This is a genomic window from Bradyrhizobium erythrophlei (assembly GCF_900129505.1).
Lineage (GTDB): Bacteria > Pseudomonadota > Alphaproteobacteria > Rhizobiales > Xanthobacteraceae > Bradyrhizobium > Bradyrhizobium erythrophlei_D.
Genome location: NZ_LT670818.1, coordinates 8,934,391 through 8,960,162, shown reverse-complemented (window position 1 = coordinate 8,960,162; position 25,772 = coordinate 8,934,391). Strand labels below are relative to the sequence as shown.

Annotated in this window: 27 protein-coding genes; 22 read left to right on the top strand and 5 right to left on the bottom strand. The window is 64.2% G+C overall.

The window, feature by feature from the left end:
* Positions 1-201 precede the first annotated feature (201 nt).
* From B5525_RS42430 to B5525_RS42395, 8 genes are all read left to right on the top strand, one after another.
* Positions 202-729, top strand: a complete 528-nt coding sequence (locus tag B5525_RS42430) for a DUF305 domain-containing protein (RefSeq protein WP_079572412.1) — start codon at positions 202-204, stop codon at positions 727-729.
* Positions 730-732: 3 nt separating this feature from the next.
* A complete protein-coding gene (locus B5525_RS42425) occupies positions 733-2,223 on the top strand; it encodes a YncE family protein (RefSeq protein ID WP_079572410.1) in 1,491 nt (496 codons plus the stop codon).
* Positions 2,224-2,276: 53 nt separating this feature from the next.
* Positions 2,277-5,462 carry an efflux RND transporter permease subunit gene (locus B5525_RS42420; RefSeq protein WP_079572408.1) on the top strand — a complete coding sequence of 1,062 codons (3,186 nt, stop codon included), beginning with the start codon at positions 2,277-2,279 and terminating at the stop codon, positions 5,460-5,462.
* A complete protein-coding gene (locus B5525_RS42415; protein ID WP_079572406.1) occupies positions 5,459-6,733 on the top strand; it encodes an efflux RND transporter periplasmic adaptor subunit in 1,275 nt (424 codons plus the stop codon). Before B5525_RS42420 ends, B5525_RS42415 begins: the two co-directional genes overlap by 4 nt.
* 25 nt (positions 6,734-6,758) lie before the next feature.
* Positions 6,759-7,667 (top strand): hypothetical protein, encoded by a 909-nt coding sequence (locus B5525_RS42410; RefSeq protein ID WP_079572404.1) that lies wholly within the window; start codon positions 6,759-6,761, stop codon positions 7,665-7,667.
* A 309-nt stretch (positions 7,668-7,976) separates the two neighbouring features.
* Positions 7,977-8,654, top strand: coding sequence for a response regulator transcription factor (locus tag B5525_RS42405; protein ID WP_079574496.1), 678 nt, complete (start codon positions 7,977-7,979; stop codon positions 8,652-8,654).
* Positions 8,655-8,721: 67 nt separating this feature from the next.
* Positions 8,722-10,089, top strand: a complete 1,368-nt coding sequence (locus tag B5525_RS42400; RefSeq protein WP_079574495.1) for a sensor histidine kinase — start codon at positions 8,722-8,724, stop codon at positions 10,087-10,089.
* A 233-nt stretch (positions 10,090-10,322) separates the two neighbouring features.
* Entirely contained in the window at positions 10,323-10,586 is a 264-nt protein-coding gene (locus B5525_RS42395; protein ID WP_079572402.1) for a hypothetical protein, read from the top strand.
* A 28-nt stretch (positions 10,587-10,614) separates the two neighbouring features.
* Here the strand turns inward: B5525_RS42395 and B5525_RS42390 are convergent, their stop codons facing one another.
* The 3 genes from B5525_RS42390 to B5525_RS42380 form a co-directional block, all read right to left on the bottom strand.
* Positions 10,615-11,322: a DUF1045 domain-containing protein gene (locus tag B5525_RS42390; RefSeq protein WP_079574493.1), complete on the bottom strand. Its 708-nt coding sequence runs from the start codon at positions 11,320-11,322 to the stop codon at positions 10,615-10,617.
* Positions 11,323-11,400: 78 nt separating this feature from the next.
* The gene (locus B5525_RS42385; protein WP_079572400.1) at positions 11,401-12,594 is read right to left on the bottom strand and encodes an alpha-D-ribose 1-methylphosphonate 5-triphosphate diphosphatase; all 1,194 of its coding nucleotides are present in this window, start codon (positions 12,592-12,594) and stop codon (positions 11,401-11,403) included.
* Positions 12,591-13,259, bottom strand: a complete 669-nt coding sequence (locus B5525_RS42380) for a chloramphenicol acetyltransferase (RefSeq protein WP_079574491.1) — start codon at positions 13,257-13,259, stop codon at positions 12,591-12,593. Before B5525_RS42380 ends, B5525_RS42385 begins: the two co-directional genes overlap by 4 nt.
* A 253-nt stretch (positions 13,260-13,512) precedes the next feature.
* Here B5525_RS42380 and phnC point away from each other — a divergent pair, with 253 nt between their 5' ends.
* The 4 genes from phnC to phnE (B5525_RS42360) all read left to right on the top strand — a co-directional run bounded on the left by phnC (position 13,513) and on the right by phnE (B5525_RS42360) (position 17,157).
* Positions 13,513-14,328 (top strand): phosphonate ABC transporter ATP-binding protein, encoded by an 816-nt coding sequence (phnC, locus tag B5525_RS42375; protein ID WP_079572398.1) that lies wholly within the window; start codon positions 13,513-13,515, stop codon positions 14,326-14,328.
* Between the two features lie 75 nt (positions 14,329-14,403).
* On the top strand, positions 14,404-15,336 hold the full coding sequence (gene phnD / locus B5525_RS42370) for a phosphonate ABC transporter substrate-binding protein (protein ID WP_079574490.1): 933 nt from the start codon (positions 14,404-14,406) through the stop codon (positions 15,334-15,336).
* Between the two features lie 91 nt (positions 15,337-15,427).
* Positions 15,428-16,312 carry a phosphonate ABC transporter, permease protein PhnE gene (phnE, locus tag B5525_RS42365; RefSeq protein ID WP_079572396.1) on the top strand — a complete coding sequence of 295 codons (885 nt, stop codon included), beginning with the start codon at positions 15,428-15,430 and terminating at the stop codon, positions 16,310-16,312.
* Positions 16,309-17,157 carry a phosphonate ABC transporter, permease protein PhnE gene (gene phnE, locus B5525_RS42360; RefSeq protein WP_079572394.1) on the top strand — a complete coding sequence of 283 codons (849 nt, stop codon included), beginning with the start codon at positions 16,309-16,311 and terminating at the stop codon, positions 17,155-17,157. Before phnE (B5525_RS42365) ends, phnE (B5525_RS42360) begins: the two co-directional genes overlap by 4 nt.
* A gap of 10 nt (positions 17,158-17,167) precedes the next feature.
* On the opposite strand, the gene phnF is transcribed toward phnE (B5525_RS42360), so the two are convergent.
* Positions 17,168-17,896 carry a phosphonate metabolism transcriptional regulator PhnF gene (gene phnF / locus B5525_RS42355; protein ID WP_079572393.1) on the bottom strand — a complete coding sequence of 243 codons (729 nt, stop codon included), beginning with the start codon at positions 17,894-17,896 and terminating at the stop codon, positions 17,168-17,170.
* Between the two features lie 143 nt (positions 17,897-18,039).
* On the opposite strand from phnF, the gene phnG reads away from it, so the two are divergent.
* From phnG to B5525_RS42305, 10 genes are all read left to right on the top strand, one after another.
* Positions 18,040-18,501, top strand: coding sequence for a phosphonate C-P lyase system protein PhnG (gene phnG, locus B5525_RS42350; protein WP_079572391.1), 462 nt, complete (start codon positions 18,040-18,042; stop codon positions 18,499-18,501).
* Positions 18,502-18,505: 4 nt separating this feature from the next.
* The gene (phnH, locus tag B5525_RS42345; protein WP_079572389.1) at positions 18,506-19,114 is read left to right on the top strand and encodes a phosphonate C-P lyase system protein PhnH; all 609 of its coding nucleotides are present in this window, start codon (positions 18,506-18,508) and stop codon (positions 19,112-19,114) included.
* 3 nt (positions 19,115-19,117) lie between these two features.
* Entirely contained in the window at positions 19,118-20,224 is a 1,107-nt protein-coding gene (locus tag B5525_RS42340) for a carbon-phosphorus lyase complex subunit PhnI (protein WP_079572387.1), read from the top strand.
* Positions 20,221-21,105 (top strand): alpha-D-ribose 1-methylphosphonate 5-phosphate C-P-lyase PhnJ, encoded by an 885-nt coding sequence (locus tag B5525_RS42335; RefSeq protein WP_079572385.1) that lies wholly within the window; start codon positions 20,221-20,223, stop codon positions 21,103-21,105. The genes B5525_RS42340 and B5525_RS42335 overlap by 4 nt, the downstream gene beginning before the upstream one ends.
* Positions 21,098-21,898, top strand: coding sequence for a phosphonate C-P lyase system protein PhnK (phnK, locus tag B5525_RS42330; RefSeq protein ID WP_079572383.1), 801 nt, complete (start codon positions 21,098-21,100; stop codon positions 21,896-21,898). The genes B5525_RS42335 and phnK overlap by 8 nt, the downstream gene beginning before the upstream one ends.
* Before the next feature lie 9 nt (positions 21,899-21,907).
* On the top strand, positions 21,908-22,606 hold the full coding sequence (phnL, locus tag B5525_RS42325) for a phosphonate C-P lyase system protein PhnL (RefSeq protein WP_079572381.1): 699 nt from the start codon (positions 21,908-21,910) through the stop codon (positions 22,604-22,606).
* A gap of 9 nt (positions 22,607-22,615) precedes the next feature.
* Positions 22,616-23,773 (top strand): alpha-D-ribose 1-methylphosphonate 5-triphosphate diphosphatase, encoded by a 1,158-nt coding sequence (locus B5525_RS42320; RefSeq protein ID WP_079572379.1) that lies wholly within the window; start codon positions 22,616-22,618, stop codon positions 23,771-23,773.
* On the top strand, positions 23,770-24,366 hold the full coding sequence (gene phnN / locus B5525_RS42315; protein WP_079572377.1) for a phosphonate metabolism protein/1,5-bisphosphokinase (PRPP-forming) PhnN: 597 nt from the start codon (positions 23,770-23,772) through the stop codon (positions 24,364-24,366). Before B5525_RS42320 ends, phnN begins: the two co-directional genes overlap by 4 nt.
* Before the next feature lie 14 nt (positions 24,367-24,380).
* Positions 24,381-24,992: a pyridoxamine 5'-phosphate oxidase family protein gene (locus B5525_RS42310; protein WP_079572375.1), complete on the top strand. Its 612-nt coding sequence runs from the start codon at positions 24,381-24,383 to the stop codon at positions 24,990-24,992.
* Positions 24,993-25,136: 144 nt separating this feature from the next.
* Positions 25,137-25,325, top strand: a complete 189-nt coding sequence (locus B5525_RS42305; protein ID WP_079572374.1) for a hypothetical protein — start codon at positions 25,137-25,139, stop codon at positions 25,323-25,325.
* Positions 25,326-25,432: 107 nt separating this feature from the next.
* Here B5525_RS42305 and B5525_RS42300 read toward each other — a convergent pair whose 3' ends face one another.
* Positions 25,433-25,627, bottom strand: coding sequence for a hypothetical protein (locus tag B5525_RS42300; RefSeq protein WP_079572372.1), 195 nt, complete (start codon positions 25,625-25,627; stop codon positions 25,433-25,435).
* Positions 25,628-25,772 lie beyond the last annotated feature (145 nt).

Genomic DNA, 25,772 nt, shown 5'->3' with positions numbered 1-25,772 from the left:
AAATCCTAAATTGATTTTTAATTGAGAACGCTGCGGCGCGCCGCCATGTTCGAATCGCTCCCGGCGTTGGCTTGCCTTGCCGGGAGCTCTGTTGGGCGAACCTTCCAAGAAGATAACCGGGGAAACGCAAAAGGCTGGGCCGTGGAATAACCCACGCGCACAATGGTTGAGACATTGGTCGAATAGGTCCGGAGGAAAAAGATGGCTCTGTTCTCGCGCACCTTCGTTCGCAAACGTGTGATTTCGCTGGCGACCACGGCGTCGGTCGCGGCGACCTCGTTCGCCCTGGCGCGGGATCCGACGAGCGCCTATCACGTTCGCGGCGCGATGCCGGTCCAGTATGTCGCATACCGGCCGGACCTTTCCGCCGAGCAGCCGTTCCTGTCGGAGAACGACACCGCCATGAACAAGATGATGGCAGATATGACGATCAAGCCGACCGGCGATGTCGATCGGGACTTCGTGGCGATGATGGTGCCGCATCATCAGGGCGCCATCGACATGGCGCAGGCCGTTCTTCGATACGGCCGCAACGAACAGCTTCGCCGTCTGGCGCAGGAGATCGTCGTAACCCAACAGCAGGAGATCGCCGCGATGCGTCTCGCCGTCGGCGAGGATCTGCCGCCGTCGATGACGTCCCCGACACAGGCCGCGCCGATGACGTCCTCGATGATGTCGCACGGTGCCGTGCGACATGACTCAATGAAAATGAACATGCAGCAGGAGTGAAACATGAAGCCGGCGCTTTTGGCTTTAACTGTTCTTACGAGCATATCCTTGGTTGGAACGACCGCAGCCTGGGCCGGCCAGGTGCCAGGCGCGGCCTCGGACCCGGATATTCCGATCAGCCGTCACGACCGGGTTTATTCGGCGGAGCAGTTTTCCAACACCGTTTCGGTCACCGATCCCGTCGACAACAAATTGCTCGGCGTAATCCATTTGGGCGACCCCCAGCCGGGCAATTTCAGCCCGCTATACAAAGGGCAGGTTTTGGTCCACGGCATGGGCTTCTCGCCCGATCACAAGACCATTGCGGTGGTCTCAATCGGCAGTAACTCCGTCACTTTCATCGACACCGCGACCAACGCGGTCAAGCACACCACCTATGTCGGCCGCTCGCCGCACGAGGCGTTTTTCACGCCCGACGGCAAGGAGGTCTGGGTCACCGTCCGCGGCGAGGACTATATCGCCGTGCTCGACGGCCAGAGTTTCGAGGAGAAATCGCGCATCAAGGTGCCGGCCGGGCCGGGTATGCAGATCTTCTCGCCTGACGGAAAATACGGCTATGTCTGCTCCTCGTTCAACCCCGAGACGGTCGTCATCACGGTTGCCGATCATCAGATCGTCGGACACGTCAAGCAGGACAGCCCGTTCTGTCCGAATATCGCCGCGACGCCTGACGGCAAGCAGGTCTGGTTCACGCTGAAGGATATCGGCCGGACCGAAGTGTTCGACGCGAAGCCGCCGTTCGCGGTGCTGAAGTCGATCGATACCGGACCGATCACCAATCACGTCAATTTCGTCCACAATGCCAACGGCACCTTCGCCTATGTCACGGTTGGCGGACTGAATGAGGTCAAGGTATTTCGTACCGACGATTTCTCGGTAGCTGCCACAATCCCGGTCGGCAAGCTACCGCACGGCATCTGGCCGTCAGGTGACGGCCGCCGGGTTTATGTCGGGCTGGAAAATGCCGACGGCATGGCCGCGATCGACACGCTCACCAATCGACTGATCGCGACCAGCCCGGTCGGTCAGGCGCCGCAGGCGATTACCTATGTTCCGGAGGCAGTGCCTGAAGGCGATGGCACGCAGGGCCTGCAGCAGCTCGGCGTTGCCGGTCAGACCGCCCATCTTGTGCTGGGGCCGATGGAGGGCCGCAAGACCGTCGGCAGCGCCGGTGGCGCTGGCAGCGAAGACAAGGCTCCGACCAGCGTCTCGCTGTTCGATCAGGGCCTGATCCAGGTGCTGCAGGCTTCGGTGACGGGCCTCGAGCCCAAGCAGCCTTACATTCTCGCGTTGTCACACGAGCCAGACGGCGTGGGGCCGCTAGAGCCGCTGGCGGCCTTCATGACCAATCCGGCTGGCTCTGCGATCGTCAATGCCACCGGCGCAATCCGGCAGGTGGTGCACGGCGAGGACAAGATCCAGCGGCGTTATTTGGTAATCGCGGAAGGGCATGCCGACCAGCCCGGCTCCATTGTACAGGTGCAGTTGAAATAAAAAATGCTGCCGGCTGCGCAGCCAGCGCAGCCGGCATGCAACAGGAATAGACCATGGGCCTCGTTCGATTTGCATTGAGATTTCCGCACACTTTCTACGTGGTTGCCGCGCTAATCCTGTTTCTCGGCGTCGCCGCGATTCGCTCGATGCCGACCGATATCTTCCCCGAGATCCGCATTCCCGTCGTGACCGTGATCTGGCAGTACACCGGTCTTTCCACGCCGGAAATGGAACAGCGCGTCAGTACCTACAGCCAGTATTCGATCAGCGCCAACGTCAACGGCATCAAGAACATGGAGGCGCAGACCTTCAACGGCCTGTCGATCCAGAAGATCTATTTTCAGCCGGACGTCAATCTCGACCTCGCGATCGCGCAAATCGTCTCCGCCACCAACGCCATTCGCGCGCTGATGCCGCCCGGCATCCAGCCGCCGATCGTGGTGCAGTTCAATGCGTCGAGCGTTCCCGTGCTGCAGCTCAGTCTCAATTCGGAAACCCTGAACGAGCAGCAGCTTTACGACTTCGGCATCTACAAGGTCCGCCAGCAGTTGGCGCCGGTTCCCGGCGTCACGCTGCCGACCCCGGCCGGCGGCAAGTATCGCCAGATCATGGTGGATATCGATCCGGAAAAGCTGCTGTCCCGCGGATTGACGCCACTCGATATCGTCAATGCCGTCAATACACAGAACCTGACGCTGCCCTCGGGAACGGCGAAGATCGGAGACACCCAGTACACGGTGCGGACCAACGCGACACCGGCGACAATCAACGACCTCAACATGATGCCGGTCAAATTCGTCAACGGCGCCACGATTTTCCTGAAGGACGTGGCGCAGGTCCGCGACGGATCGCTGGTGCAGCAGAACATCGTGCGGGAAGACGGCCACCGTTCGGTTCTGCTCAGCGTCATCAAGAACGGCAATGCCTCGACGCTCGCGGTCGTCAACGGCGTCAAGCAGGCGCTGGGAGCGATCCGCGCCGCCGCACCTCCCGGCCTCAAGATCAGCGAGCTGTTCGACCAGTCGGTATTCGTGACCAACTCGGTCGACGGCGTGCTGCGCGAAGGCGCCATCGCGGCGGGCCTCACCGCGCTGATGATCCTGGTCTTCCTCGGCTCCTGGCGCTCGACGCTGGTGGTGATGATTTCGATCCCGCTGGCGATCCTGTCATCGCTCGTCGTGCTGTATTTCCTCGGCGAAACGCTCAACACCATGACGCTGGGCGGGCTGGCGCTGGCCGTCGGCATCCTGGTCGACGATTCGACCGTCACCATCGAGAACACCCACCGCCTGTGGACCGAGGAGGGCAAGCCGCTTGCCTATGCAACGCTGCATGGCGCCGCTGAAATCGCGATGCCGACGCTGGTTTCGACACTTGCCATCAGTTGCGTGTTCACCTCGGTGGTGTTCCTGGACGGACCGGCGAAGTACCTCTTCACGCCGCTCGGACTCGCCGTGGTGTTTGCGATGCTCGCGTCCTACGGATTGTCGCGGACCCTGACCCCGATCACGATCGGATTGCTGCTGAAGGGCGAGAAACGGCATCACGCCGAGGACGGCGCGCCCACCGGCTTCTTCTCGCGGATGTCGGCCGCCTTCGAGCGCGGCTTCGAGCGCCTGCGTGACGGATATTCGAGACTGCTCAGGACATTGCTGGAGCGGCGCATTATCGTGCCGGTCGTCGCCGTGCTGATGCTGGGCCTGGGCGGGGTGATGCTGACGCTCGTCGGCCGCGATTTCTTCCCGCTGATCGACGGCGGTCAGATCCAGCTTCACGTTCGCGCTCCCGCCGGAACCCGGATCGAAAGCACCGAGGCGATCTTCCAGGCGGTCGAGGACAAGATCCGCGAAGTCATTCCCGAGAAGGATCGCAGCCTGATCGTCGATAACATCGGATTACCGGCGCGGGCCTATAATCTGGCATTCGCCGACGGCTCGACGATCGGAGTCAACGATGGTGTGATTCAGGTGGCGCTGAAGGACGGCCACAAGCCCACCGCCGACTACATCAAGAAATTGCGCCAGGTGCTGCCGGCGGCATTCCCGGAGGATACTTTCTACTTCCAGGCCGCGGATATCGTGACACAGATTCTGAACTTCGGCCTTCCGGCGCAGATCGACGTCCGCACCGTGGGCTACGACCTGAACAATCTTTCGGTGGCAAAGAAGTTGCGTCAACGCCTTGCCGCCATACCCGGCATTGTCGACGCCCATCTGCAGCAGGAAACGGACGCGCCGGCGTTCTATGCCCAGATCGACCGCACCCGGGCCGCGCAGCTCGGCCTCAACGCGAGCACGGTGGCCACCAATATCAACGTCAGCCTCTCATCGTCGGAGCAGGTGTCGCCCAATTTCTGGACCGATCCGACCTCGGGGATTCCGTATTATCTGGCCGTGCAAACGCCGGAGTATAAGGTCAACTCGCTGAATGCGCTTGCCAACACGCCGGTATCCACCTCCCTCGCGGTCAGCGGCCAGGTCGTCCCGGGCATGCTCAGCAATGTGGCGACCTTCAAGCGGGACAAGGTGCCCACCAACTCCAACCAGACCAACATTCAGCCGGTTTTCGAGATTTACGCCAGCGTGCAGGGCCGCGATCTCGGCGGCGTCGCGGCCGATATCAAGAAGGTCACGACGGATCTTCAGAAGGAGCTCAAGCCCGGCAATACAATTCAGGTGATCGGCCAGATCCAGAGCATGAACGACTCGTTCCGCAATCTCGGCATCGGGCTGCTGTTCGCCGCGGTCTTCGTCTATCTCCTGATGGTCGTGAACTACCAGACCTTCGGCGATCCGTTCGTGGTGATCCTGGCGCTGCCGGCGACGCTGTGCGGCATCGTCACCATGCTGTTCATCACCGGCACCACGCTGAACGTGCCGTCGCTGATGGGCGCGATCATGGCGGTCGGCGTCGCCTCGGCGAACTCGATCCTGCTGGTGACCTTCGCGCGCGAGCAGCAATTGAACGGACACACCGCCTTCGAGGCGGCGCTGAGCGCCGGCCACACCCGAATCCGTCCCGTGCTGATGACGGCGGCTGCGATGATCGTCGGCATGATTCCGATGGCGATCGGCGGTGCCGGCGAGGAACAGAACGCCGCGCTCGCGCGCGCGGTCATCGGCGGCCTCCTGTTCGCGACCCCGACAACCCTGCTGATCGTGCCTTACCTGTTCGCCATGCTGCGCAAGGGCAACGACGGAAAGCCTCACCATGGCGTATTCGAGGAAATACCGGAATGACCGAGATTCGTGTGCGGCCGAAAAATGATGGTGGGCGGGAGCGGCTTGATTCCGACACCGACCGCGTTGTTGCACTCCCCAATGTGACGCCCAAGCGGCGACGCCGTTACGGCGGCGCGCTGCTCGGGGCGGGTGTGCTGCTGTTGCTGCTGGGTGCCCTCGGGCTGGGCGGCTGGCGCCATTACCAGGCCGGGCTTGCGGTGGCGGCCACCGAGCGGGAAGCCAGCACCTTTGTGCCCGACGTTCGCGTGGCCGCGGTCCGCGCGGCTGACAGCAAGATTACCGTCACTTTGCCGGCGACGACGACGGCTTTCGAGGCGGCGAATATTTTTGCGCGCACCTCCGGCTACATCGAGAAGCGCTACGTCGACATCGGCGACAAGGTCAAGGCCGGCACCCTGCTGGCGGACATTACCGCGCCCGAGCTCGACCACCAGATCACGCAGGCCAAGGCGACGCTGGCCCAGGACCAGGCGACATTGCAGCAGACCCAGGCAAGCCGCGATCTCGCCCAGCGCACCAATGCCCGTGACAGCAACCTGGTCCAGAAGGGATGGCTCACGCTACAGCAAGGCGACAACGATCAATTGACCCTGCAGGCGCAGCAGGCGGCGGTCGGAGTGGCTCAGTCGAACATCGCCGCCCAGGAAGCGCAGATACGAATCCTCGAGCAGGAGAAGGCCTATCAGCGCGTCGTGGCGCCGTTCGACGGCGTGATCACTCAGCGTGCCATCGACAATGGCAGCCTGGTGCAGTCCGGGTCGACCTTCATGTTCACACTGATGCACCCTGACGTGATCCGCACCCAGGTGTTCGTTCCCCAGGATCAGGCCTTCGGCCTTGGACCCGGCGTCGATGCGATGGTCCGTGTCCCCGAGATTCCAAATCGGGGCTTTCCCGGCAAGGTCACGCGCATCGCGAGCGCCTTGCAGCCCGGCAGCCGGACGCTGCTGACCGAGATCGACGTTCCCAATCCGGACGGCGCGCTCAGTCCCGGGATCTATTGCACCGTCGAGCTGTTCATCCCGCGCAAGACGCCGTCGATGATCATCCCGGCCGACGCGGTGGTGTTCGATCAGAACGGCCTGCATGTCGCGGTCGTCGAGAACGGCGTCGCGCACATGCAGAAGATCACGATCGCGCGCGACTTCGGCACAGAGGTCGAAGTGCACGACGGCGTCAAGCCGGGCGATCAGGTCATCCTCAATCCGATGGTGAACCTGGCCGAGGGCAACAAGGTCGCGGTGCGCAACAAGGTGCGGACAAGCTAGACCGGCACGGAGGAGAGCCATCGCCATGCAACGCTTTCTGTTCGCGGCTGGTGCCCTGCTGTTGGGCTGCCACGCAAGCCTGGCGCAGGTCTCCACCATGGGCACCACGGCGATGGGCCTTTCATCGACGCCGGGTGCGATGTTGTCCTCTCCGCTCAACGGCCCGAGCCCATTCTCGGCGGCGACCCAGCCGGGCGCTCCCGACACGACGCTGGCGGCGGTGCCGCTGGCGCTTGATCCCACAGCCCCGGGGACCAGCGTCAACTGCTCTCCGGTATCGGCGCAAACCGCGTTCCCAACGCAAACCACTTCATCGGCTCCGGTGACGGCGAGCGCAATACCGAGCGGCGCCACCACCTCGTCGACGTTTGCAGCGCCGCCGGGGACGATCGTGCCGCTGGGGACGACCCTGCCGTCGGGGACGATCGTGATCCTGCCGCAGGGGACGATCGAGCCGCAGGGGACCATCGTCGTGACGCCGGGGACGACCGTGACGCAGGGGACTAGCGTGGTGTCAACGGCGAGCACAAGCACGACGACGGCGATGCCATTGGGGCCATCGGCAACGACCTCCACTTCGATCAGCGGAAGTACGACCGGGACCATCGCGCCAATCACTCTTGGTAATTCAACGGTGACCAGCGCATGCAGCCTAAGTCCGGGAAGTCTCTCGGTTAACGGCGCGGCGTTGCCGCTGTCGACGCCGCAGATCCCAGCGAGCCCGGCGCCGGGCACGATTGAGCCCGACGTCACGCAACTCGCCGGCACCAGCATCGATCCGACCATGGCGGTGATGCCGACGCCGAACACGTCCGCCTGCGCCGAGAGCGTGACGATGAATCTGGCTACACCCGGCATGATGGCGCCGGCCAACGCCTCGGGCGCCCTCGCAACTCCCGGCGTCTCGACGCCTGCTTCGCCGTCGGGCTGCTGACGCCCCCGGGCGGTTACCAACTCTAAAACGCTATTTAATGGTGCGGCCGGCCCGCCGCGATTATCTTTGTTGTCGAGCGGCCCCACCGCGCTTGCCCCCGGAGGCGGTGGCTGCGGCCGCAGAGCGGACGGCGCACGCTGGTCTTATCCTCCCTGAATAGGACCGCGGCGCTGTCCGGCTCTTTCAAATGCGAAACCGGGGTATTTGCGGGTGGTACACGTTATGGCATTGATACCCGACAAGGTTAGGGTTCCGAGGAAGCCGGGCGAGGGCGCCGCGCATTCTGCCGCGGCCGTAGAGATTGAATTGATGGCAAAGCTACTTCTGATCGAGGACGACCGCGAAACCGCCGAGGAAATTACTGCGGAACTCGCCGATCGCGGCTTTGAAGTGCAGTGGGCGGCCGACGGCGTCGAGGGCCTGGACAAGGCGCGTTCGACGCGGCCCGACGCCATGATCGTCGATCGGCTGCTGCCGGGAATGGACGGCCTCACGGTGATCGAGGCCTTGCGCAAGGACCAGGTGCGCACACCGGTGCTGGTGCTGAGCGCGCTTGGCGCGGTGGACGACCGGGTGCGCGGATTGCGCATGGGGGGCGACGATTATCTGACAAAACCGTTCGCGATCGTGGAACTCGTCGCTCGCATCGAGGCGCTGTTGCGCCGGCCATCGGAATCGCGCGAGACCACGCTGCGGGTCGGGCCGCTGGAACTCGATCTGATCGAACGCACCGCCAAGCGCGGCGAGCGCGCGATCGACCTGCTGCCGCGGGAATTTCGCCTGCTCGAATACATGATGCAGCGCAGCGACCAGTTGCTGACCCGAGCCATGCTGCTGGAGGAGGTCTGGAATTACAAATTCGTGCCGGCCACCAACCTGGTGGACGTGCATATGGGCCGTCTGCGCCATAAGGTGGACGGGCCCGATGACGTCCCCATGATCCACAATGTCCGCGGCGCCGGATTCATTCTTCGCAGCGGTTCATAGGGCTCGGATGGCCGGCAGCATTGCGCCGCCGTTGACGTCAGGCATGACATCCGGCCGGCAGGATTCGATGCGTCAACCGCAATTCATCCGCTCCAACACCTTCCATTGGGCGCTCGCGGTCGCGGCCGTGTTCGCGATCTTCGTCATCGTGCTGTTCGGTTTCATCTATTGGAAGACCGACGACTATCTGGTCGCGCGATCCGACACCATGATCGCGAGGCAACTCGATTTCATTACGGCGCTGCCCGCCGGTCGCCGCGTCGAAGCCATCGATCAACAGCTCAACGAGGATTCCCGCGGCGTCCAGTATGCCGGGCTGTTCGATGCGGACGGCCGCAAGCTCGCCGGCAATCTCGAGCATTTTCCGTCCCCGCTCAGACTGGATGATTCCGTCCAGAGCGTTTCGATCGTCAGGACGTTTCCGTCCGGCGAGGAGAAGCACGTGATCCGCGCGATCGCCCGGCGCATGCCGAGCGGCGATGCGCTGCTGATCGGGCGCGAGGTCGACGAGGCACGCGAGATCTCCCATGTCGTCGGTCAGGCGCTGGCGCTCGGCCTGTTGCCGGCATTTCTGCTTTGCCTGATGGCCGGCGCGTGGCTGAGCATGCGCGCCCAGAAGCGGGTCGAAGAGGTCAACCAGCGGGTCCGGCGCATCATCGCCGGCGATCTGCGCGAACGGCTGCCGCACCGTAACGTCGACGAGCCGTTTTCCAGGCTCGCGGTCATCGTCAACGGCATGCTCGATGAGATGGAGACGATGATCAACGCGCTCGCCGGCGTCGGCAACGACATCGCCCATGATCTGCGAACGCCGCTGACGCGGGCGCGGCTCGCGCTCGAGCGCGGGCGAACCAACGCGACCAGCCTCGAGCAGCTTCAGGCCGTGGCCGACAAGGCGATCGCCGGCATCGACCAGTCGCTCTCGATCATCACGGCGCTGCTGCGGCTGGCCGAGATCGAGAACAGCCGGCGCTCGGCGGGTTTCGGCAGCGTGGCGCTGCAGGACATGCTGCGCGAGGTCTACGACCTCTACGAGCCGATCGCCGAAAACAAGGGCATCAATCTGCGGGTCGAGGCCGACAAGCGGCTCAGCGTGCGCGGCGACCGCGATCTCCTGTTCGAGGCGGTTGCCAACCTCGTCGACAACGCCATCAAATTCACGCCTGAGGGCGGTCAAGTGAGCATCGAGCTGCTGCGCGGCGACCGTCAGACCATCGTGCGCGTGACCGACACCGGCTGCGGCATCAACGAGCAGGAGCGCGAGGCCGTGCTGCGGCGTTTCTACCGTTCCGACAAGATCAGGAATACGCCGGGAGTGGGTCTTGGCCTGAACCTGGTGGCTGCGATCGTCAGGCTGCACGGTTTTAAGCTGACCATTCACGCTGGGCCGGGCGGCCGCGTGGATATCGTCTGTCCCGACAGCCAGCAGGCCTGACGAGCCTGCCCGGCCTGGACGGGTCAGTAACGGGCGCGTGCGATTAGAAAAAGATTCATGTTGGCTCGCCCGTTTTCAAAGCGCCTCAAGCGCGTGATCGTGCAGTTGAAGAAAAGTAAAGCCGTTTTTAATGGCAGCCGAGAACCCCGGATTTATATTTGTGTAATGGGACGGGCGGCGGTGGCGAGCCATCTTCGTTGTCAGCGCCGGCGTAATTTCGGTGGAGTAATCCAATGCGCAAGACTCTTCTCATCGCGACGATCCTCGGTGGCGCGCTCGTGTCCGGCAGCGCCGTTGGCAATGCCGAACCCGTGACTTCCGGGCTCACCGTCTACGGCAACGCGCCGATCGGCCATTTGCAGCCCCGCGCCCAGCAGTTCACGCCGAATTCCTCCGCGGACCAGGCCGAGCAGCAGCAGCAGGCGGTCCAGGATGCGCAGCAGCAGAAGCTCGATGAGCAGCTCGACAAGCAGTTGAACATCTGCCGCGGGTGCTGACGCGCGCTCGGCTGAAAATCCAAAGTGATTAGTCGGCGGCTGGCGTCAGGGCGAATGGCTTCAGGATACGAAACCGGGAATCGGCCACGTCCTGACGGCACAGCGCGATTCGGTCGATCGCGAGCGTCCTGAGGCCGAGCGCGGCAAAGCGATCGCGCAGCATGTTCAGGATGGGGGCGCGTCGTTGCGCGTTGAGCCGGCCCGTCAGCGTCATGTGGAATCGAAACTCTTCCAGCACGTAAGGATAGCCCCAGCAATCGAGATAGTCGCGCTGCCGCGCCGTCAGGGCTTCGGGATTGCGCCGCGCCCGGTCCTCCGGCGCGAGCGGCGTGCGGAAGCCATCGAATTCGCGGACACAATCCGCGGCCAGCCGTTCGAGTTCGGCCACCGGCTCCGCCGGCACCACCGCGATGAAGCCGCTGATGGAATCGACGACCGGCCTGATCACCGGAATCGGCCGTGGCGTGCGGGCAAAGATGTCGCAAGCGCCAAGAAGTTCGGTCTCGGACTTGCCTTGTGCCAACGGCAGCGGCGCCTTCAACGTGGCATGGAAGCCGTATTTGCGGGGATCGTGCGTCAGCTCGCGCCAATCCGGCACCGTCTGCGTCACGTCTTCGGGAAAGGGCAGGTCGGTGCCGTTAAAGGCGTCATAGCCCAAATGCTGCGCGCCGAAGCGATCAAGATCGCTGCCGGCTGCGGCCACATAATAGATCGCATAGCGGGGAAAGGGGGCCATATCGCCAACATAGAGCGTTTTCAAGCGAAGTCGGGAACCGGTTCGCGTAAAACGCGTCAAAGAAGAATCCAAGCCGCCTCACTCGGCCGCAACAGCCTCGCGCCGGGCGACCGGAGAATGGATCAGGCGGCTCGCGTCGGTAAAATGAACCAGGCGGCCCGCGGCGATGACGGCGACGATGCGCGGCCGCAGCGGCTTTTCGTCGTCGACGAGAATGATATCGGCACGACAGCCCTCCGCCAGAACTCCGCGGTCCGAAAGTCCGGCGGCGCGGGCCGGGCCGGCGGAAATCAGGTCCCACGCAGCGGCCAGCGGCAGCACGCCATCGGCGACGAGGCGGAACGCGGCCAAGAGCTGCGCCGGATAGTAATAGTCGGAGGCCAGCACCGAGCACAGGCCCTTGGCGATCATGTCTGACGCCCGGGTCCATCCGGTATGGCTGCCGCCGCGCACGACATTGGGCGCGCCGAACACGATGGCGTCGCCGGCCTCGGCCGCGGCGCAGGCGGTTTCCTCGTTGACCGGGAATTCGGCGATCTTCACGCCCATGCCACGAAAGGTTTTGCGCATTTCCGCACTATCGTCGTCATGCGAGAGCATCCGCACGTCAGCACTTCGCGCCGCTTCCGCTAGCCGTGCGATCGAGGCGGGGACCTCGTCGGCGCGGGCGACGACGCGCGCCACCAGGGCATCGAACGCCTCGCCGGAAAGGCCGGTCCGCTCGACCATGCGGCTGCGCTTTTGCGGCTTGGTCAAGTTGGCGACCGTGGAATCCATGTGGTCGTTGAACGCGAACAGGTCGACGCGCCCGTCGGACAGCCATTGGCGGATTTCGGCCTCTGCATCGAGGTTGTAGGTTTCCTGGCGGAGGTGGAAACGGGTGTCCGCGGCGAGTTGGGGCCGCATGGTCTCGATCGCCTCGAGCAACAGCCTTGCATTATCCGCGCTGCGAAGGCCCGGCTCCCACGACCAGGTCGTGGCATGAAAGACAGTGGTGATGCCGTTGCCGATCGCCTGCCGGTCGCTGTCGTAGAGCGCCACGTCGGCGGGAAAATCGACGCCCGCGCGCGGCATCATCTGCCGTTCGAACGCATCGCCATGCAGGTCGATGATTCCGGGCAGCACCTTCAGGCCGCTGGCATCGAGGCCGAGGGAAGCGCGGCCATGGCGGGCGCCGGCCGCGCCGATTTCGCCGTCCTCGATCCGCAGGCTGGTTTCAACGAACTCGCCAGCGAGGAGCGCCTCGCCGCCTTCGATAAGAATGTCGGTCACAATGCTGTACTTCGCTTCGGGAGGGACGATCGGCTTAACGTGGCCGCAGCCTCGTATTTTGCCAGGAAATCCTCGACCACCAGTTTGCGGAAGTCGGGCAGCGCCCTGCGCAGGGCCTCATGGCTCCAGTCCCACCACGAAAGCTCCGCCAGCCGGTTGGTCACATCTTCGGGAAACCGCCGCCGGATCGTCCGCGCCGGGTTGCCCGCGACGATGGTGTAGGCCGGGACGTCCTTGGTGACGATGGCGCCGGCCGCGACCACGGCGCCGGTGCCGATGCTGCGGCCCGGCAGCACGACGGCGCCATGCCCGATCCAGACGTCGTGACCGATCTGGACGCGATGGGAGCGCCGCCATTCGAAGAATTCGGCGTCGTCGCTCTCTTCCGGAAAATACGTGCTGGCGCGGTACGTGAAGTGGGCCTGCGTCGCGCGGTGCATCGGGTGATTGCCGGGGTTGATCCGGGTCATCGCGGCGATCGAGCAGAATTTTCCGATTCCCGCATAGGTGATCTGCGCGTCGTTCACGACATAAGAATAATCGTCCATCGTCACTTCCTGCAGGATCGTCCGCGCGCCGACTTCGCAATAGGCGCCGAGTTTGACGTCGTGCAGTTTGGCGCTCGGATCCACCGTAGGATCAACCGAAAGCATCTTGCCGGCCATGCGGGCGTCCTCAAACGATGGATAACGATCCGAAAAAGGATCAAGGCTGCACGTCATCGATGGGCTTGATGACAATGTCATGACGATTGCATGACGGAGCGCGCCGGTGTGGACGACGGCCGCACTGCAGCGCGACTGTCACATAACTGTCGAATCCAGAGGATAGCGATGGAGGGAGTCGGAGCATGGTCCGGGAAGCCGGGAACCGGTTTTCGAAAAAGATCGCGCTCAAACAACGAGCTGAGAGCATTGCATGCTGGTGGTGGATGGTTTGACGTGCCGGTTTGGCACAAAGACCGCGGTCGACAATGCGTCATTCTCGATTACACCCGGCGGCTTTGTCGGGGTGATCGGGCGCTCCGGCGCCGGCAAGTCGACCCTGCTGCGCATGATCAATCGCCTCGCGGAGCCGACTTCGGGACGGATTGTCTTCGAAGGCGTCGACGTCACGGCGCTGCGCGGCCGGGAGCTGCGGCAATGGCGCGCCCGCTCGGCCATGATCTTCCAGCAGTTCAACCTGGTCGGCCGCCTCGATGTCCTGACCAATGTGCTGATGGGGCGTATCTCCGAAATTCCGCTGTGGCGCTCGCTGGCGCAGCTCTGGCCCGAACAAGACCTCGCGGTCGCGATGTCGGCGCTGGAGCAGTTCGATATGGCGTCGCTGGCGGCGCAGCGCACCGACCAGCTCTCCGGCGGCCAGCAGCAGCGGGTCGCGATCGCGCGCGCCCTGGTCCAGGAGCCCGACATTATTCTTGCCGACGAGCCGATCGCCTCGCTCGATCCCCGCAACACCCGCATCGTGATGGATGCGCTGCTGCGCATCAACAAGCACTTCGGCATCACCGTGATCTGCAATCTGCATTCGCTCGATCTGGCGCGCAGCTATTGCGACCGCCTGATCGGGATGGCCTCGGGCCGGGTGGTGTTCGATGGCGCTCCGGCCACCCTGACCGAGCACATTGCGCGCGAACTCTACGATCTCGAGGCCAATGAAGTGATGGGCACTGCGCCGGCCGGCCTGCCCGCCGGTTCAACGATCCCGGCTCTCGGCACCGCTGCCGCGGCCTGAAGACCCGTCCGTCGCCATCGCGTTCTTGCGAATTTGCAGGCAATCGACTTCCACACTGAAAACAAAGAGGACGTCATGATCAACCGTCGTACCGTTATTGCCGGCTCAGCCATGCTGGCATTCACCGCCACCACCGCCTTTGCGGAGGACTGGAAGGCGAAATATCCGGAGATCACCTTCGCGGTGATTCCGGCCGAGAACGGCTCCGGCGTGACCGAGCGCTATACGCCGTTCGTGAACTATCTGTCGAAGGAACTCGGCGTCAAGGTCACGCTCCGCGTCGCCAACGACTATGCCGCCGTGATCGAAGGCCAGCGCGCCGGCAACATCCAGATCGGCTACTACGGTCCGGCGTCGTTTGCGCGGGCGCGCGTCACCGGCGTCAAGACCGATGCGTTCGTGATCGACGTCAATGCCGACGGTTCCAAGGGCTATTATTCGGTGTTCTACGTTTTGGCCAAGAGCCCGTACCGGAAGATCGAGGATCTGAAGGGCAAGAACCTCGGCCTGGTCGACCCCAACTCGACCTCCGGCAACAACATGCCGCGCTTCAAGATGAACCAGATGGGCATCGATCCCGACACCTACTTCTCGCAGGTGCTGTTCACCGGAAGCCATGAGAACGCGGTGCTGGCGCTGGCGCAGGGCACGGTCGACGTCGCCGCCAACTGGTGGAACGCGGAAGACGATTCCAACCTGACGCGCATGCTCGCCAAGAACATGGTCAAGTCGAGCGACGGCACTCCGCTGAAGAAGGAAGACTTCCGCATCATCGTGAAGTCGGACCTCATCATCAACTCGCCCTATGCCTATCTGAGCGACCTGCCCGACGACATGAAGGCCGCGATCAAGAAGGCGTTCCTGGAAGCTCCCGAAAAGGACAAGGACGCGTTCAAGAAGCTCTCCGACGGCAAGAACCTGCCGTGGCAGCCGATCACCAATGACGACTACAACAAGACCATCGAGCTGATCAAATTCGTCGACAATCTGCGCAAGAAGGCGTCCTGATCGACAGGACACGAAACCTGAGCCGGGTCCCGTGACCCGGCTCTTTTGTTTGCCGACATCTCCTTCACCGATGGCCTGAACCCAAGCCCGCATGACCGTCGCTGTCACCATACTCCCCAGCCAGCAACTGACCGCGCTCAACGCGGCCTATCGCAAGGCGGTGGCGCGCAAGCGTCTGCGCATCACGCTGGGGGCGGCGGCGTTTCTCCTCGCGCTTGCCGTCGCTTCGGTCGGGGCGGAAGTGAACTTGCGGACGTTGTTTGGCTATTTCGGCCACTTCATCAGCTATTTCGACCGCATCGCCACGCTCGACAACGGCCAGCGGGTCTGGACCGATATCGGCGAATGGCTCTGGGGCTGGCGCAAATGGTCGTTCTATCTCGGTGAGACCATCCTGATCAGCTACGTCGGCACGGTCTCGGGCGCTGTGCTTGGCTTTGCGCTGAACTTTCTGGCGGCGGAAAACACATCTCCGGCAACCTGGCTGCGCATCGTCGTTAAGCGGTTGATGGAGTTCTGCCGCACGGTACCCGATATCGTATTCGCGCTGATCTTCGTCATCGCCTTCGGTCTCGGTCCGATGGCGGGCGTTCTCGCCATTACCATCCACACCATCGGCGCGCTCGGCAAGCAATTTTCCGAGATCGTCGAAAACGTCGACATGAAGCCGGTCGAGGGGGTGCGGTCCACCGGCGCCGGCTGGATCTCCTGCATGCGGTTCGCGGTGCTGCCGCAGGTCGCGGCGGGCTTTGCCAGCTACACTTTGCTGCGGTTCGAGATCAATGTGCGCGGCGCCTCGGTGATGGGTTTTGTCGGCGCCGGCGGCATCGGACAAGAACTCGTGGTGGCGATCCGCAAGTTCTATTACTCGGATGTCAGCGCCATTCTGGTGATGATCATCCTCACCGTCTTCGTCATCGACATCGGAACCGGGTGGATACGCGGCCGGCTGTTCGGCAGGGAACGGCGCGCATGAGCAAATTGCCGGTACCCGATCTCGATGGCCTTTACACGCGGCACCCCGGGGTGTTCGACCGGCCGCTGTCGGCGCGGCTTGCCACGCCGCTGATGCTGCTGGGCGCATTCGCGATTTTTGCCTTTGGGCTGGTTCATCTCGGCTTCTCGCCGGCGCGGATGCTGGCGGGCCTGCATCAGCTCGGCTGGATCACGATGATGATGATCCCGCCCGATCCCGGCTCCTCGCTGCCGCTTTACCTGAAGGCGCTCGGCGAAACCCTGTCGATCGCGCTGCTCGGAACCACGCTCGCCGCATTATTCGCGCTGCCGGTCAGCCTGCTGGCGGCCAGGAACATCGTGCCGTCCAATATCTTCCGCTTTCCGGTGCGCCGTTTCCTCGATTCGATCCGCGGTGTCGACACCCTGATCTGGGCGCTGGTCTGGATCAACGTCGTCGGTCTCGGTCCGTTCGCCGGCGTGCTGGCGATCGCGGTGTCGGATTTCGGCGCGTTCGGAAAACTGTTCTCCGAGGCGATCGAGGGCGCCGACCAGAAGCAGGTCGAAGGCATCCGCGCCTCCGGCGGCAACGCGCTGCACGAAATCCGCTTCGGCCTGCTGCCGCAGGTCTTGCCCGTAATCGCGGGGCAGGTGCTTTACTTCATCGAGTCGAACACGCGCTCGGCGACCATCATCGGCATCGTCGGCGCCGGCGGCATCGGCCTGCAGCTCGCCGAGCAGATCCGGGTGCTGGAATGGCAGAAGGTGTCGTTCCTGATCCTGATGATCCTGGTCGCGGTCGCCGCCATCGACTGGATTTCCAGCAAGCTCCGCTTTGCGATCATCGGGCGGCGTGCAGTGGTGTGACGATTCCGAGTTAACCACTCTCCACCACGAACTCGACTCTCTCCGCGGCGAAGCGCGAGCGCTTGGTCGCGAGCGGGGTCCCGTCGGTGGCGATGTCGGTGCTGTCGACCACCAGCACCGGACGCCCCAGGGCAAGCTCGAGCCGCGCCGCATCGGTCGCGTCCGCGATCGCTGCGGTGACGCGGGTCGAGGCCCGGCGATAGTCGCGGATGCCGTAATGCGCCAGCAGTTTTGTCATCGAGCGTAGGCGATCATAGGCCGGCGCGGCTTCGGGAAAGCGCTCCGCGCCGAGCCAGATGGTGCTGACGCAGATCGGCGTGCGATCGGCCAGCCGCAGCACCTCAATCCGGATCAGCGGAGCGCCGGTCTTTAACGCCAGCAGGCGCGCCAGTTCGCGGCTCGCGAGTTCTTCGGAGGCGCCGATCAGCCGGCCATCCGGCTCGCGGCCGCCGGCGCCGACGATTTCGGAAAACCGCGTGCGCGAGCGCAGGGGGTAGGCGATCTTCGCGGCCTCGACATAGGTGCCGCTGCCGCGTTCGGCGCGCACCAGGCCGCGCTCGGCCAGCGTCGCCAGCGCCCGCCGCACCGTATGGCGGTTGACGCGGTAGGTTTCGGCGATCTCGATCTCGCCCGGCAGTTTCTCGCCGGCGGCAAATGCGCCGGAGGCGATGCCGCGCTCGATGCCGTCGGCAACCTGCCGCCACAGCGCCACGCCGGAAGCTGCGTCCTGGATGCTCATGGTGGGAACCGCTCATGTGGCTGAGAGAGGGGCATTGGAAAAATCATGGCCTTGTCACGAAACAGTCATGGCGCAACGCTATCAAGTTGTCTAGTATCATAGACAACTTGATTCCAGCAAGAACTGAATAGGACAAGACCGATATGACGGCAGGCGGCGAAACTGGCAAACAGGCGCGGCGCCAGGCGGCGATGGCGGTGCTGGCGCATTCCGACACTGCCGCGATTGCGGGTTGTCTCGGTTCCGTCACCGCGCCGGCCTATGAGGATCTGCGCGAGCCGGAGAACGGCCTCGTGATGGTGCGCGGCCGCATCGGTGGCGACGGCGCGCCGTTCAACGTCGGCGAGGCCACGGTGTCGCGCGCGGCGGTGCGGCTGGCGAGCGGCGAGGTCGGCTTCGGCTACGCGCTCGGCCGCGACCGGCAGAAGGCGCGGCTGATCGCGCTGTGCGACGCGCTGGTGCAGTCGAAGGAGTTTTCGGACGCGGTGGAGACGACGGTGCTGGCGCCGCTGCGCGCGGCGATCGTCGCCGCCAGAGACCGCAACGCGCGGGAGACCGCGGCGACGCGGGTCGATTTCTACACGCTGGTGCGCGGGGAAGGCTGAAGCGATGACGACGATTGCCGAACTGCCCGCGGGCTTCGCCGACAAGGTGTTGTCGGCGCAATCGACGTTCCGTTCCGTGATGGACGCGATGGCGCGCCCCGGCAGCGTCCAGCGGATCGTGGCCACAAGCGGCGCGCCGTCGCCGGTCATGCGCGGCGCGGCTGCCATCGCGCTGACCCTGTTCGACCACGACACGCCGGTCTGGCTCGACGCTGCGATGTCCGGGACCTCGGATGTGACGAAGTGGCTGAAGTTCCACACCGGCGCGCCGGTCATCGCGGATTCCTCGATCTGCAGCTTTGCGCTGTTCGGCGATGCCCGCTCGCTGCCCGCGCTGGATCGTTTTGCGTTCGGCAGCAATGAATATCCGGATCGTTCGACCACGCTGATCCTGCAGGTCGAAAGCCTGACGGACGGCCCAGGTTTCGAACTGCGCGGACCCGGCATCGACGGCACGGCCGCACTGCGGGCCATGATCCAGCCGACGGATCTGTTCGACCGGCTAGCCATCAACGCTGCGCTGTTTCCGCGCGGCATCGACGTCGTGCTGGTGGCCGACGATGCCATTGTCGCGATCCCGCGCACCACGCGGCTCGCCGCGAAGGGAGATTGAGCCATGTATGTCGCCGTCAAGGGAGGCGAGCGCGCCATCGAGAACGCCCATCGGCTGCTGGCGCATGAGCGCCGCGGCGATCCCGGCGTCCCGGAAATAGCGCTCGACCAGATTTCCGGGCAGCTCAGCCTTGCCGTCGACCGCGTGATGTCCGAGGGCTCGCTGTACGATCGGGAACTCGCCGCACTCGCGATCAAGCAGGCGCGCGGCGACATGATCGAGGCGATCTTCCTGGTGCGGGCCTTCCGCGCCACGCTGCCGCGCTTCGGCGCGACCGAGCCCGTCGATACCGGCGAGATGCAAGTACGCCGGCGGATATCCTCGACCTTCAAGGATATTCCGGGCGGCCAGATTCTTGGGGCCACTTTCGACTACACCCATCGGCTGCTGGACCCGCAGCTGGCCGAAGGATTTGTGCCCGAGGCGCCCGCGACCGCGGAGGCGTCCCCCGCGGCGATGCCGCGCGTCACCGACATTCTCGGCCGCGACGGCCTGATCGAATCGTCACCGCAAGCCGATGCCGATACGCCGGTCGGCGACCTCACGCGCGAGCCGCTGAGCTTCCCTGCCGACCGTGATCTGCGGCTGCAGAATCTCGCGCGCGCCGACGAGGGCTTTCTGCTGGCGCTGGGTTATTCGTCGCAGCGCGGCTACGGCCGCAACCATCCCTTTGCCGGCGAAATCCGCTTCGGCGAGGTCGAGGTGGAGTTTTTCGCCGAGGAGGTCGGCTTCGCGGTGCCGCTTGGTGCCATCGCGCTGACTGAATGCCAGATGGTGAACCAGTTCAAGGGCTCGGCCACCGAGGCGCCGTGTTTTACCCGCGGCTACGGGCTCGCCTTCGGGCAGAGCGAGCGCAAGACCATGTCGATGGCGCTGGTCGACCGCGCGCTGCGCGCCCGCGAGCTCGGCGAGGAAGTGTTGGCGCCCGCACAGGACGAGGAATTCGTGATGTCGCATTCCGACAATGTGCAGGCGACCGGTTTTGTGGAGCATCTCAAGCTGCCGCATTATGTCGACTTCCAGTCCGAGCTCGGTCTGCTGCGCAAATTGCGCAAGGAGTTTTCGGAAACGTCGGATGATTCCGCGCCGCTGCAGGAGGCTGCGGAATGAACGCGCCCGCCTATAATTTCGCCTATCTCGACGAGCAGACCAAACGGATGATCCGCCGCGCCATCCTCAAGGCGATCGCGATCCCAGGTTACCAGGTGCCGTTCGCCAGCCGCGAAATGCCGATGCCCTATGGCTGGGGCACCGGCGGCGTGCAGGTGACGGCGGCGATCCTCGGGCCGGACGACGTGCTGAAGGTGATCGACCAGGGCTCCGACGACACCACCAACGCGATCTCGATCCGGAAATTCTTCGCGAGGACCGCCGGCGTCGCAACCACGACATCGACCGCGGATGCCACCGTGATCCAGACCCGGCACCGCATTCCCGAGGCGCCGCTGCACGCCGGCCAGGTGCTGGTCTATCAGGTGCCGATCCCGGAACCGCTGCGGTTTCTGGAGCCGCGCGAGACCGAGACGCGGCGCATGCACGCGCTCGGCGAATACGGATTGATGCACGTCAAGCTGTACGAGGACATCGCGCGCTTCGGCCACATCGCCACCTCCTACGCCTATCCGGTGAAGGTGAACGCGCGCTATGTGATGGACCCTTCGCCGACGCCGAAATTCGACAATCCGAAGATGGACGATTGTCCGGCGCTGCAATTGTTCGGCGCCGGCCGCGAGAAGCGCATCTATGCGATTCCGCCGCACACGTCAGTGAAGTCGCTCGACTTCGAGGATCATCCGTTCACGCGCTATCGCTTCGACGCGCCCTGCGCGCTGTGCGGGGCGGACGACTCCTATCTGGATGAAATCGTCACCGACGACCAGGGCGGGCGGATGTTCGTCTGCTCCGACACCGATTTTTGCGAGACCCGGCAGGCCCAGGGACATCGCGGCACCGAGAGCGCGGCGCCGCACAAGGAGGGCGCGCATGGCTGAACCACAAAACATAGCCGACCGCGACCAGCCGCTGCTTGTTGCGGAGCGCCTCGGCAAGAATTACGGCCGGCTCACCGCCTGCCGCGACGTCTCCTTTGCGCTCTATCCCGGCGAGGTGCTGGCGATCGTCGGCGAATCCGGTTCGGGCAAAACGACGCTGCTGCAACTGTTGTCGGCGCAATTGGCGCCGAGCGCCGGCCACGTGTCGTACCGCATGCGCGATGGGGTATTGCGCGATCTCGCTGCCCTCGGCGAGGCCGAGCGGCGGTTTCTGTTCCGCACCGACTGGGGCTATGTGCATCAGGATCCCGCGCAGGGCTTGCGGATGGCGGTGTCGGCCGGCGCCAATGTCGGCGAGCGGCTGATGGCGGTGGGCTGGAACCATTACGGCCGGATCAGGGATACCGCGTCGTCCTGGCTGGAGCGGGTCGAGATCGATATCGGGCGCATCGACGATGCGCCGCGCACCTATTCCGGCGGCATGCGGCAGCGGCTGCAGATCGCGCGCAATCTCGTCACCGAGCCACGGCTGGTGTTCATGGACGAGCCGACCGGCGGGCTCGACGTCTCCGTGCAGGCCCGTCTGCTCGATCTCCTGCGCAACCTCGTCAGCGAACTCGGCCTTGCGGCGATCATCGTCACCCATGATCTCGCCGTGGCGCGGCTGTTGTCGCACCGGGTGATGGTGATGAAGGGGGGCCGCGTCATCGAGACCGGTCTGACCGACCAGGTGCTCGACGATCCGCGCGAGCCCTACACCCAGTTGCTCGTCTCTTCGATTTTGCCGGCGTGAGTTGAACCGATGACTGCGATGATCGAGATCGAAAACGCCGAAAAGACCTTCATCATGCATTTGCAGGGCGGGGTGGAACTGCCTGTCGTGCGCGGCGTGTCCTTTCAGGTCAAGGCGGGCGAATGCGTGGTGCTGTCCGGACCCTCCGGCGCCGGCAAATCCTCGATCCTGAAAATGATTTTTGGCAACTACCGCTGCGATGGCGGCCGTATCGGCATCCGTCATGCGGGCACCGTGATCGATCTCGCCGCCGCCGAACCGCGCCAGGTGCTCAGTGTTCGCCGTGCGACCATCGGCTATGTCAGCCAGTTCCTGCGCGCGGTGCCGCGGGTTGCGACCATCGATGTCGTTGCCGAGCCCCTCATCGTCAACGGCATGGCGCGGGCCGAGGCGCGGGAGCGGGCAGGGGAGCTGCTGCGCCGGCTCAATATTCCGGAACGGCTGTGGGCGCTGCCGCCATCGACCTTTTCCGGCGGCGAACAGCAGCGCGTCAACATCGCGCGCGGCTTTATTTCGGACCTGCCGGTGCTGCTCCTGGACGAGCCGACTGCCTCGCTCGATGCGGCCAATCGCGCCGTGGTGGTCGAACTGATCGACGAAAAGAAACGCGCGGACGTTGCCATGGTGGCGATTGTCCATGACGACGAGATCCGCCGACTGATCGCCGACCGGGTGGTCGACGTGACATCGTTTGCCGCAGCGGCATAGGGAAGAGAGATGACTTCGATGGGGAACGAGACCGTGCTTGGCAATGCCAGGATCGTTCTGGCGGACCGCGTGATCGAGCGCGGCTGGATCGCGGTGACGGATGGCCGCATCGCCGAAATCGGCGAGGGCAACGCGCCCGCCGGCAGCGAAGACGCCGCTGGCGACCTGATCATGCCCGGCCTGATCGAGCTGCACACCGATCATCTCGAGGCGCACTACGTGCCGCGCCCAAAAGTGTTCTGGGATCCGATCGCCGCCGTCGTCTCCTATGACGGGCAATTGGCGACGTCGGGCATCACCACGGTTTTGGACTCTTTACGGGTCTGGCGCGAGGACGGCGCCGAGGAAGTCGACGGCCGGGCAGGGGTGCTGGCGGAAGCCATCGCCGCGGCGCGCGATTCGAACCTGCTGCGCTCGGATCATTTCCTGCATCTGCGCTGCGAAATTCCGATGCCGAGCGTGGTCGAAGAAGCCAGGGAATTGATCGGCCGGCCGGACGTGCGGCTGATGTCGCTGATGGACCACACGCCGGGCCAGCGCCAGTTCCGCGACGAAGGCAAGCTGCGCGATTATTATCGCGGCAAGGGCGCCGGCATGACCGACGCCGAGCTCGACACGCTGTTCGAGCGGCGGTTTGCCTATCAGAAGGCCTATGCTGCGACCAACATGCGCGAGATCGTGGCGCTGGCGCATCAATACGAGATTCCGCTCGCCAGCCATGACGACACCACGGATGAGAACGTCACCGACGCCATCCGCGACCGGGTTTCGGTGGCGGAGTTCCCGACCACGATCGAGGCCGCGCGCGGCCTGCACCAGGCCGGCATCGGCATCCTGATGGGCGCTCCGAACGTGGTGCGCGGCGGTTCGCATTCCGGCAACATCGCCGCCATCGATCTCGCCCGTGAGGGACTGCTGGACATCCTGTCGTCCGACTACATTCCCTCGAGCCTGTTGATGGCGGCGCTGCAACTGCCGCAGCGCGTGGCCGACATCGATCTCGCCTCCGCCGTCCGCACCGTCACCAAGACGCCGGCCGAAGCGGTCGGGCTCGCCGACCGCGGCGAGATCGCACCCGGCAAGCGCGCCGACCTGATCCGTGTCCATGTCGCGCGCGACATTCCGGTGGTGCGCAGCGTCTGGCGCGAAGGGCAGCGTGTCGCATGAGCGAAGCACCTGATATCACCGCCGATCCCTCCGCCGCGATCGGCCCGGGCCGTCTTGTTCTGGTGGTGGGGCCGAGCGGTGCCGGCAAGGATACCCTGCTCCGTCTGGCCAAAGCAGCCTGTGTCGATGACGAAAATATCGTGTTTCCGCGCCGCGTGATCACGCGCGAAGCATCGGCCTCCGAGGACAATGAAGAGGTCAGCGCCGGCACCTTTAGGGATGCGCTGGCGCGCAACGAATTCGCCATGCACTGGGAGGCGCACGGCCATTGCTATGCGCTGCCGCGCGCGATCGACGACGATATCCGCGCCGGGCGGACCGTGGTCGTCAACGTTTCGCGCACCGTGATCGCGGCGTCGCGCCGCTGCTATGCCGAAATCGTGGTGGTGTGCGTCACCGCGCCGCCGAACGTCCTGGCCGAACGGCTGGCGATGCGAGGGCGCGGCAGCGATGGCCGGATCGAGCACCGGCTGCATCGCACCGTTGAGGATGCGGCCGCGGCGCCCGATGTCACCATCGTCAACACGGCCAGCGCGGAGTATCACGCGCGCCAGTTGGTGCGGATCATCAAGGGCGAGAAGTGGGACGATTAGGCGGGGAGAGAGCCATGTCCGTTATCGCGACCATCGAGCAGCTCGAGGCGATCTACGGCCAGCCCGGCGAAACCTCCACCGTCAAGGTCGCCAGCCGCGTCACGCCGCCCTATCGCGTGCTGATCGACAAGTCGCCGTTCGCGGCGCTGGCGACCTGCGGGCCGGAAGGACTGGATTGCTCGCCGCGCGGCGACCTGCCCGGTTTTGTCCGGGTTCACGATGAGAGGACCTTGATGATGCCGGATCGCCGCGGCAACAACCGCGTCGATTCGCTGCGCAACATCGTGCGTGATCCCCGCGTCGCGCTGCTGTTTCTGATCCCGGGCTCCGGCTCGACGCTGCGCGTCAATGGCCGCGCGCAGGTTTCGGCCGATGCCGATTTGCTGGCGTCGTTCAAGATGGACGGCAAGATGCCGCGCACGGTCATCGTCATGACCGTGGAGGAAATCTATTTCCAATGCGCGCGCGCCATCGTGCGCTCGGACCTGTGGAATCCCGACAAGCGGGTCGACCCCAAAACGCTGCCGACGCCGGGCCAGATCCTCGCCGACATGAGCGGGAATCGCGTCGGCGGTGAAAGCTATGATCGGGAATGGCCGGAGCGGGCGCAGCAATCGCTGTGGTGAGCGGCTGCCAAGTGGTTGGTTTACCGTGCTGCGCTGCGATATATGCCGCGTTATCAACACATCCGACACGGCAAATTGAGAGACTCCTGCCCGCACTCTGCTAAGCTTGGGCCGCAACTTGGCTTCACGGAGGGAGTGGAGTTCATGAAAAAGCTCGCGGAGATTCGCGGCCAGGAGTTGATGTGCCGAGAGCGCGCCATGCTGGATTCCGCGCGCAAGGTTTTCTGGCTGGCACAGGCCGAAGAGTGGGAGCAGCGCGCGCTCGATGAGATTGCGTATCATTTCAGGGAATGCAACCTCGACCAGGTCCAGTCGCAGGCCACCTCGCATTAGGCATTTTATGATTTTATAATTCGGTGGTTTCCCGGTCCCTTTGGGGAGGAGCGCGGCAGCGCCGCGCGTCCCGAACCATCAGGCGATGAATCTCGCCCTCTACCGCGCTAGTGCCGCCGTTGCGGCCTCGTGATGGTCTGCCTGACTTCGGCGCCGCAGTCCGAACATTCATAGATGAAATCGATTTTCGCCATGCTCCAATGGGGCTCGATCTCCCTGACATACATGGGAACCAGTCCCACGCAGCCGGGGCAGACGACCGGCGCATTCTCGATTTCGTGATGCTGGATGTAGGCTGGCATATCGGTTCTCCTTAACTAGGAAGCAACCTCAACCCCGCCGCCAATTTAGCGTGCGTCGCGGTATACCCATCATGAACTCTTTCGAACGGCGGCGGAACCGAACACTATTGTCGGCTGGTGTGACATTCCCGTAACATTTGTTCCC

Excerpts from the sequence above, each read along its gene's own strand:
- B5525_RS42430 (WP_079572412.1), top strand. The coding sequence starts at position 202 with ATGGCTCTGTTCTCGCGCACCTTCGTTCGCAAACGTGTGATTTCGCTG.
- B5525_RS42425 (WP_079572410.1), top strand. The coding sequence starts at position 733 with ATGAAGCCGGCGCTTTTGGCTTTAACTGTTCTTACGAGCATATCCTTG.
- B5525_RS42420 (WP_079572408.1), top strand. The coding sequence starts at position 2,277 with ATGGGCCTCGTTCGATTTGCATTGAGATTTCCGCACACTTTCTACGTG.
- B5525_RS42415 (WP_079572406.1), top strand. The coding sequence starts at position 5,459 with ATGACCGAGATTCGTGTGCGGCCGAAAAATGATGGTGGGCGGGAGCGG.
- B5525_RS42410 (WP_079572404.1), top strand. The coding sequence starts at position 6,759 with ATGCAACGCTTTCTGTTCGCGGCTGGTGCCCTGCTGTTGGGCTGCCAC.
- B5525_RS42405 (WP_079574496.1), top strand. The coding sequence starts at position 7,977 with ATGGCAAAGCTACTTCTGATCGAGGACGACCGCGAAACCGCCGAGGAA.
- B5525_RS42400 (WP_079574495.1), top strand. The coding sequence starts at position 8,722 with ATGCGTCAACCGCAATTCATCCGCTCCAACACCTTCCATTGGGCGCTC.
- B5525_RS42395 (WP_079572402.1), top strand. The coding sequence starts at position 10,323 with ATGCGCAAGACTCTTCTCATCGCGACGATCCTCGGTGGCGCGCTCGTG.
- B5525_RS42390 (WP_079574493.1), bottom strand. The coding sequence starts at position 11,322 with ATGGCCCCCTTTCCCCGCTATGCGATCTATTATGTGGCCGCAGCCGGC.
- B5525_RS42380 (WP_079574491.1), bottom strand. The coding sequence starts at position 13,259 with ATGGCCGGCAAGATGCTTTCGGTTGATCCTACGGTGGATCCGAGCGCC.
- phnC (WP_079572398.1), top strand. The coding sequence starts at position 13,513 with ATGCTGGTGGTGGATGGTTTGACGTGCCGGTTTGGCACAAAGACCGCG.
- phnD (WP_079574490.1), top strand. The coding sequence starts at position 14,404 with ATGATCAACCGTCGTACCGTTATTGCCGGCTCAGCCATGCTGGCATTC.
- phnE (WP_079572396.1), top strand. The coding sequence starts at position 15,428 with ATGACCGTCGCTGTCACCATACTCCCCAGCCAGCAACTGACCGCGCTC.
- phnE (WP_079572394.1), top strand. The coding sequence starts at position 16,309 with ATGAGCAAATTGCCGGTACCCGATCTCGATGGCCTTTACACGCGGCAC.
- phnF (WP_079572393.1), bottom strand. The coding sequence starts at position 17,896 with ATGAGCATCCAGGACGCAGCTTCCGGCGTGGCGCTGTGGCGGCAGGTT.
- phnG (WP_079572391.1), top strand. The coding sequence starts at position 18,040 with ATGACGGCAGGCGGCGAAACTGGCAAACAGGCGCGGCGCCAGGCGGCG.
- phnH (WP_079572389.1), top strand. The coding sequence starts at position 18,506 with ATGACGACGATTGCCGAACTGCCCGCGGGCTTCGCCGACAAGGTGTTG.
- B5525_RS42340 (WP_079572387.1), top strand. The coding sequence starts at position 19,118 with ATGTATGTCGCCGTCAAGGGAGGCGAGCGCGCCATCGAGAACGCCCAT.
- B5525_RS42335 (WP_079572385.1), top strand. The coding sequence starts at position 20,221 with ATGAACGCGCCCGCCTATAATTTCGCCTATCTCGACGAGCAGACCAAA.
- phnK (WP_079572383.1), top strand. The coding sequence starts at position 21,098 with ATGGCTGAACCACAAAACATAGCCGACCGCGACCAGCCGCTGCTTGTT.
- phnL (WP_079572381.1), top strand. The coding sequence starts at position 21,908 with ATGACTGCGATGATCGAGATCGAAAACGCCGAAAAGACCTTCATCATG.
- B5525_RS42320 (WP_079572379.1), top strand. The coding sequence starts at position 22,616 with ATGACTTCGATGGGGAACGAGACCGTGCTTGGCAATGCCAGGATCGTT.
- phnN (WP_079572377.1), top strand. The coding sequence starts at position 23,770 with ATGAGCGAAGCACCTGATATCACCGCCGATCCCTCCGCCGCGATCGGC.
- B5525_RS42310 (WP_079572375.1), top strand. The coding sequence starts at position 24,381 with ATGTCCGTTATCGCGACCATCGAGCAGCTCGAGGCGATCTACGGCCAG.
- B5525_RS42305 (WP_079572374.1), top strand. The coding sequence starts at position 25,137 with ATGAAAAAGCTCGCGGAGATTCGCGGCCAGGAGTTGATGTGCCGAGAG.
- B5525_RS42300 (WP_079572372.1), bottom strand. The coding sequence starts at position 25,627 with ATGCCAGCCTACATCCAGCATCACGAAATCGAGAATGCGCCGGTCGTC.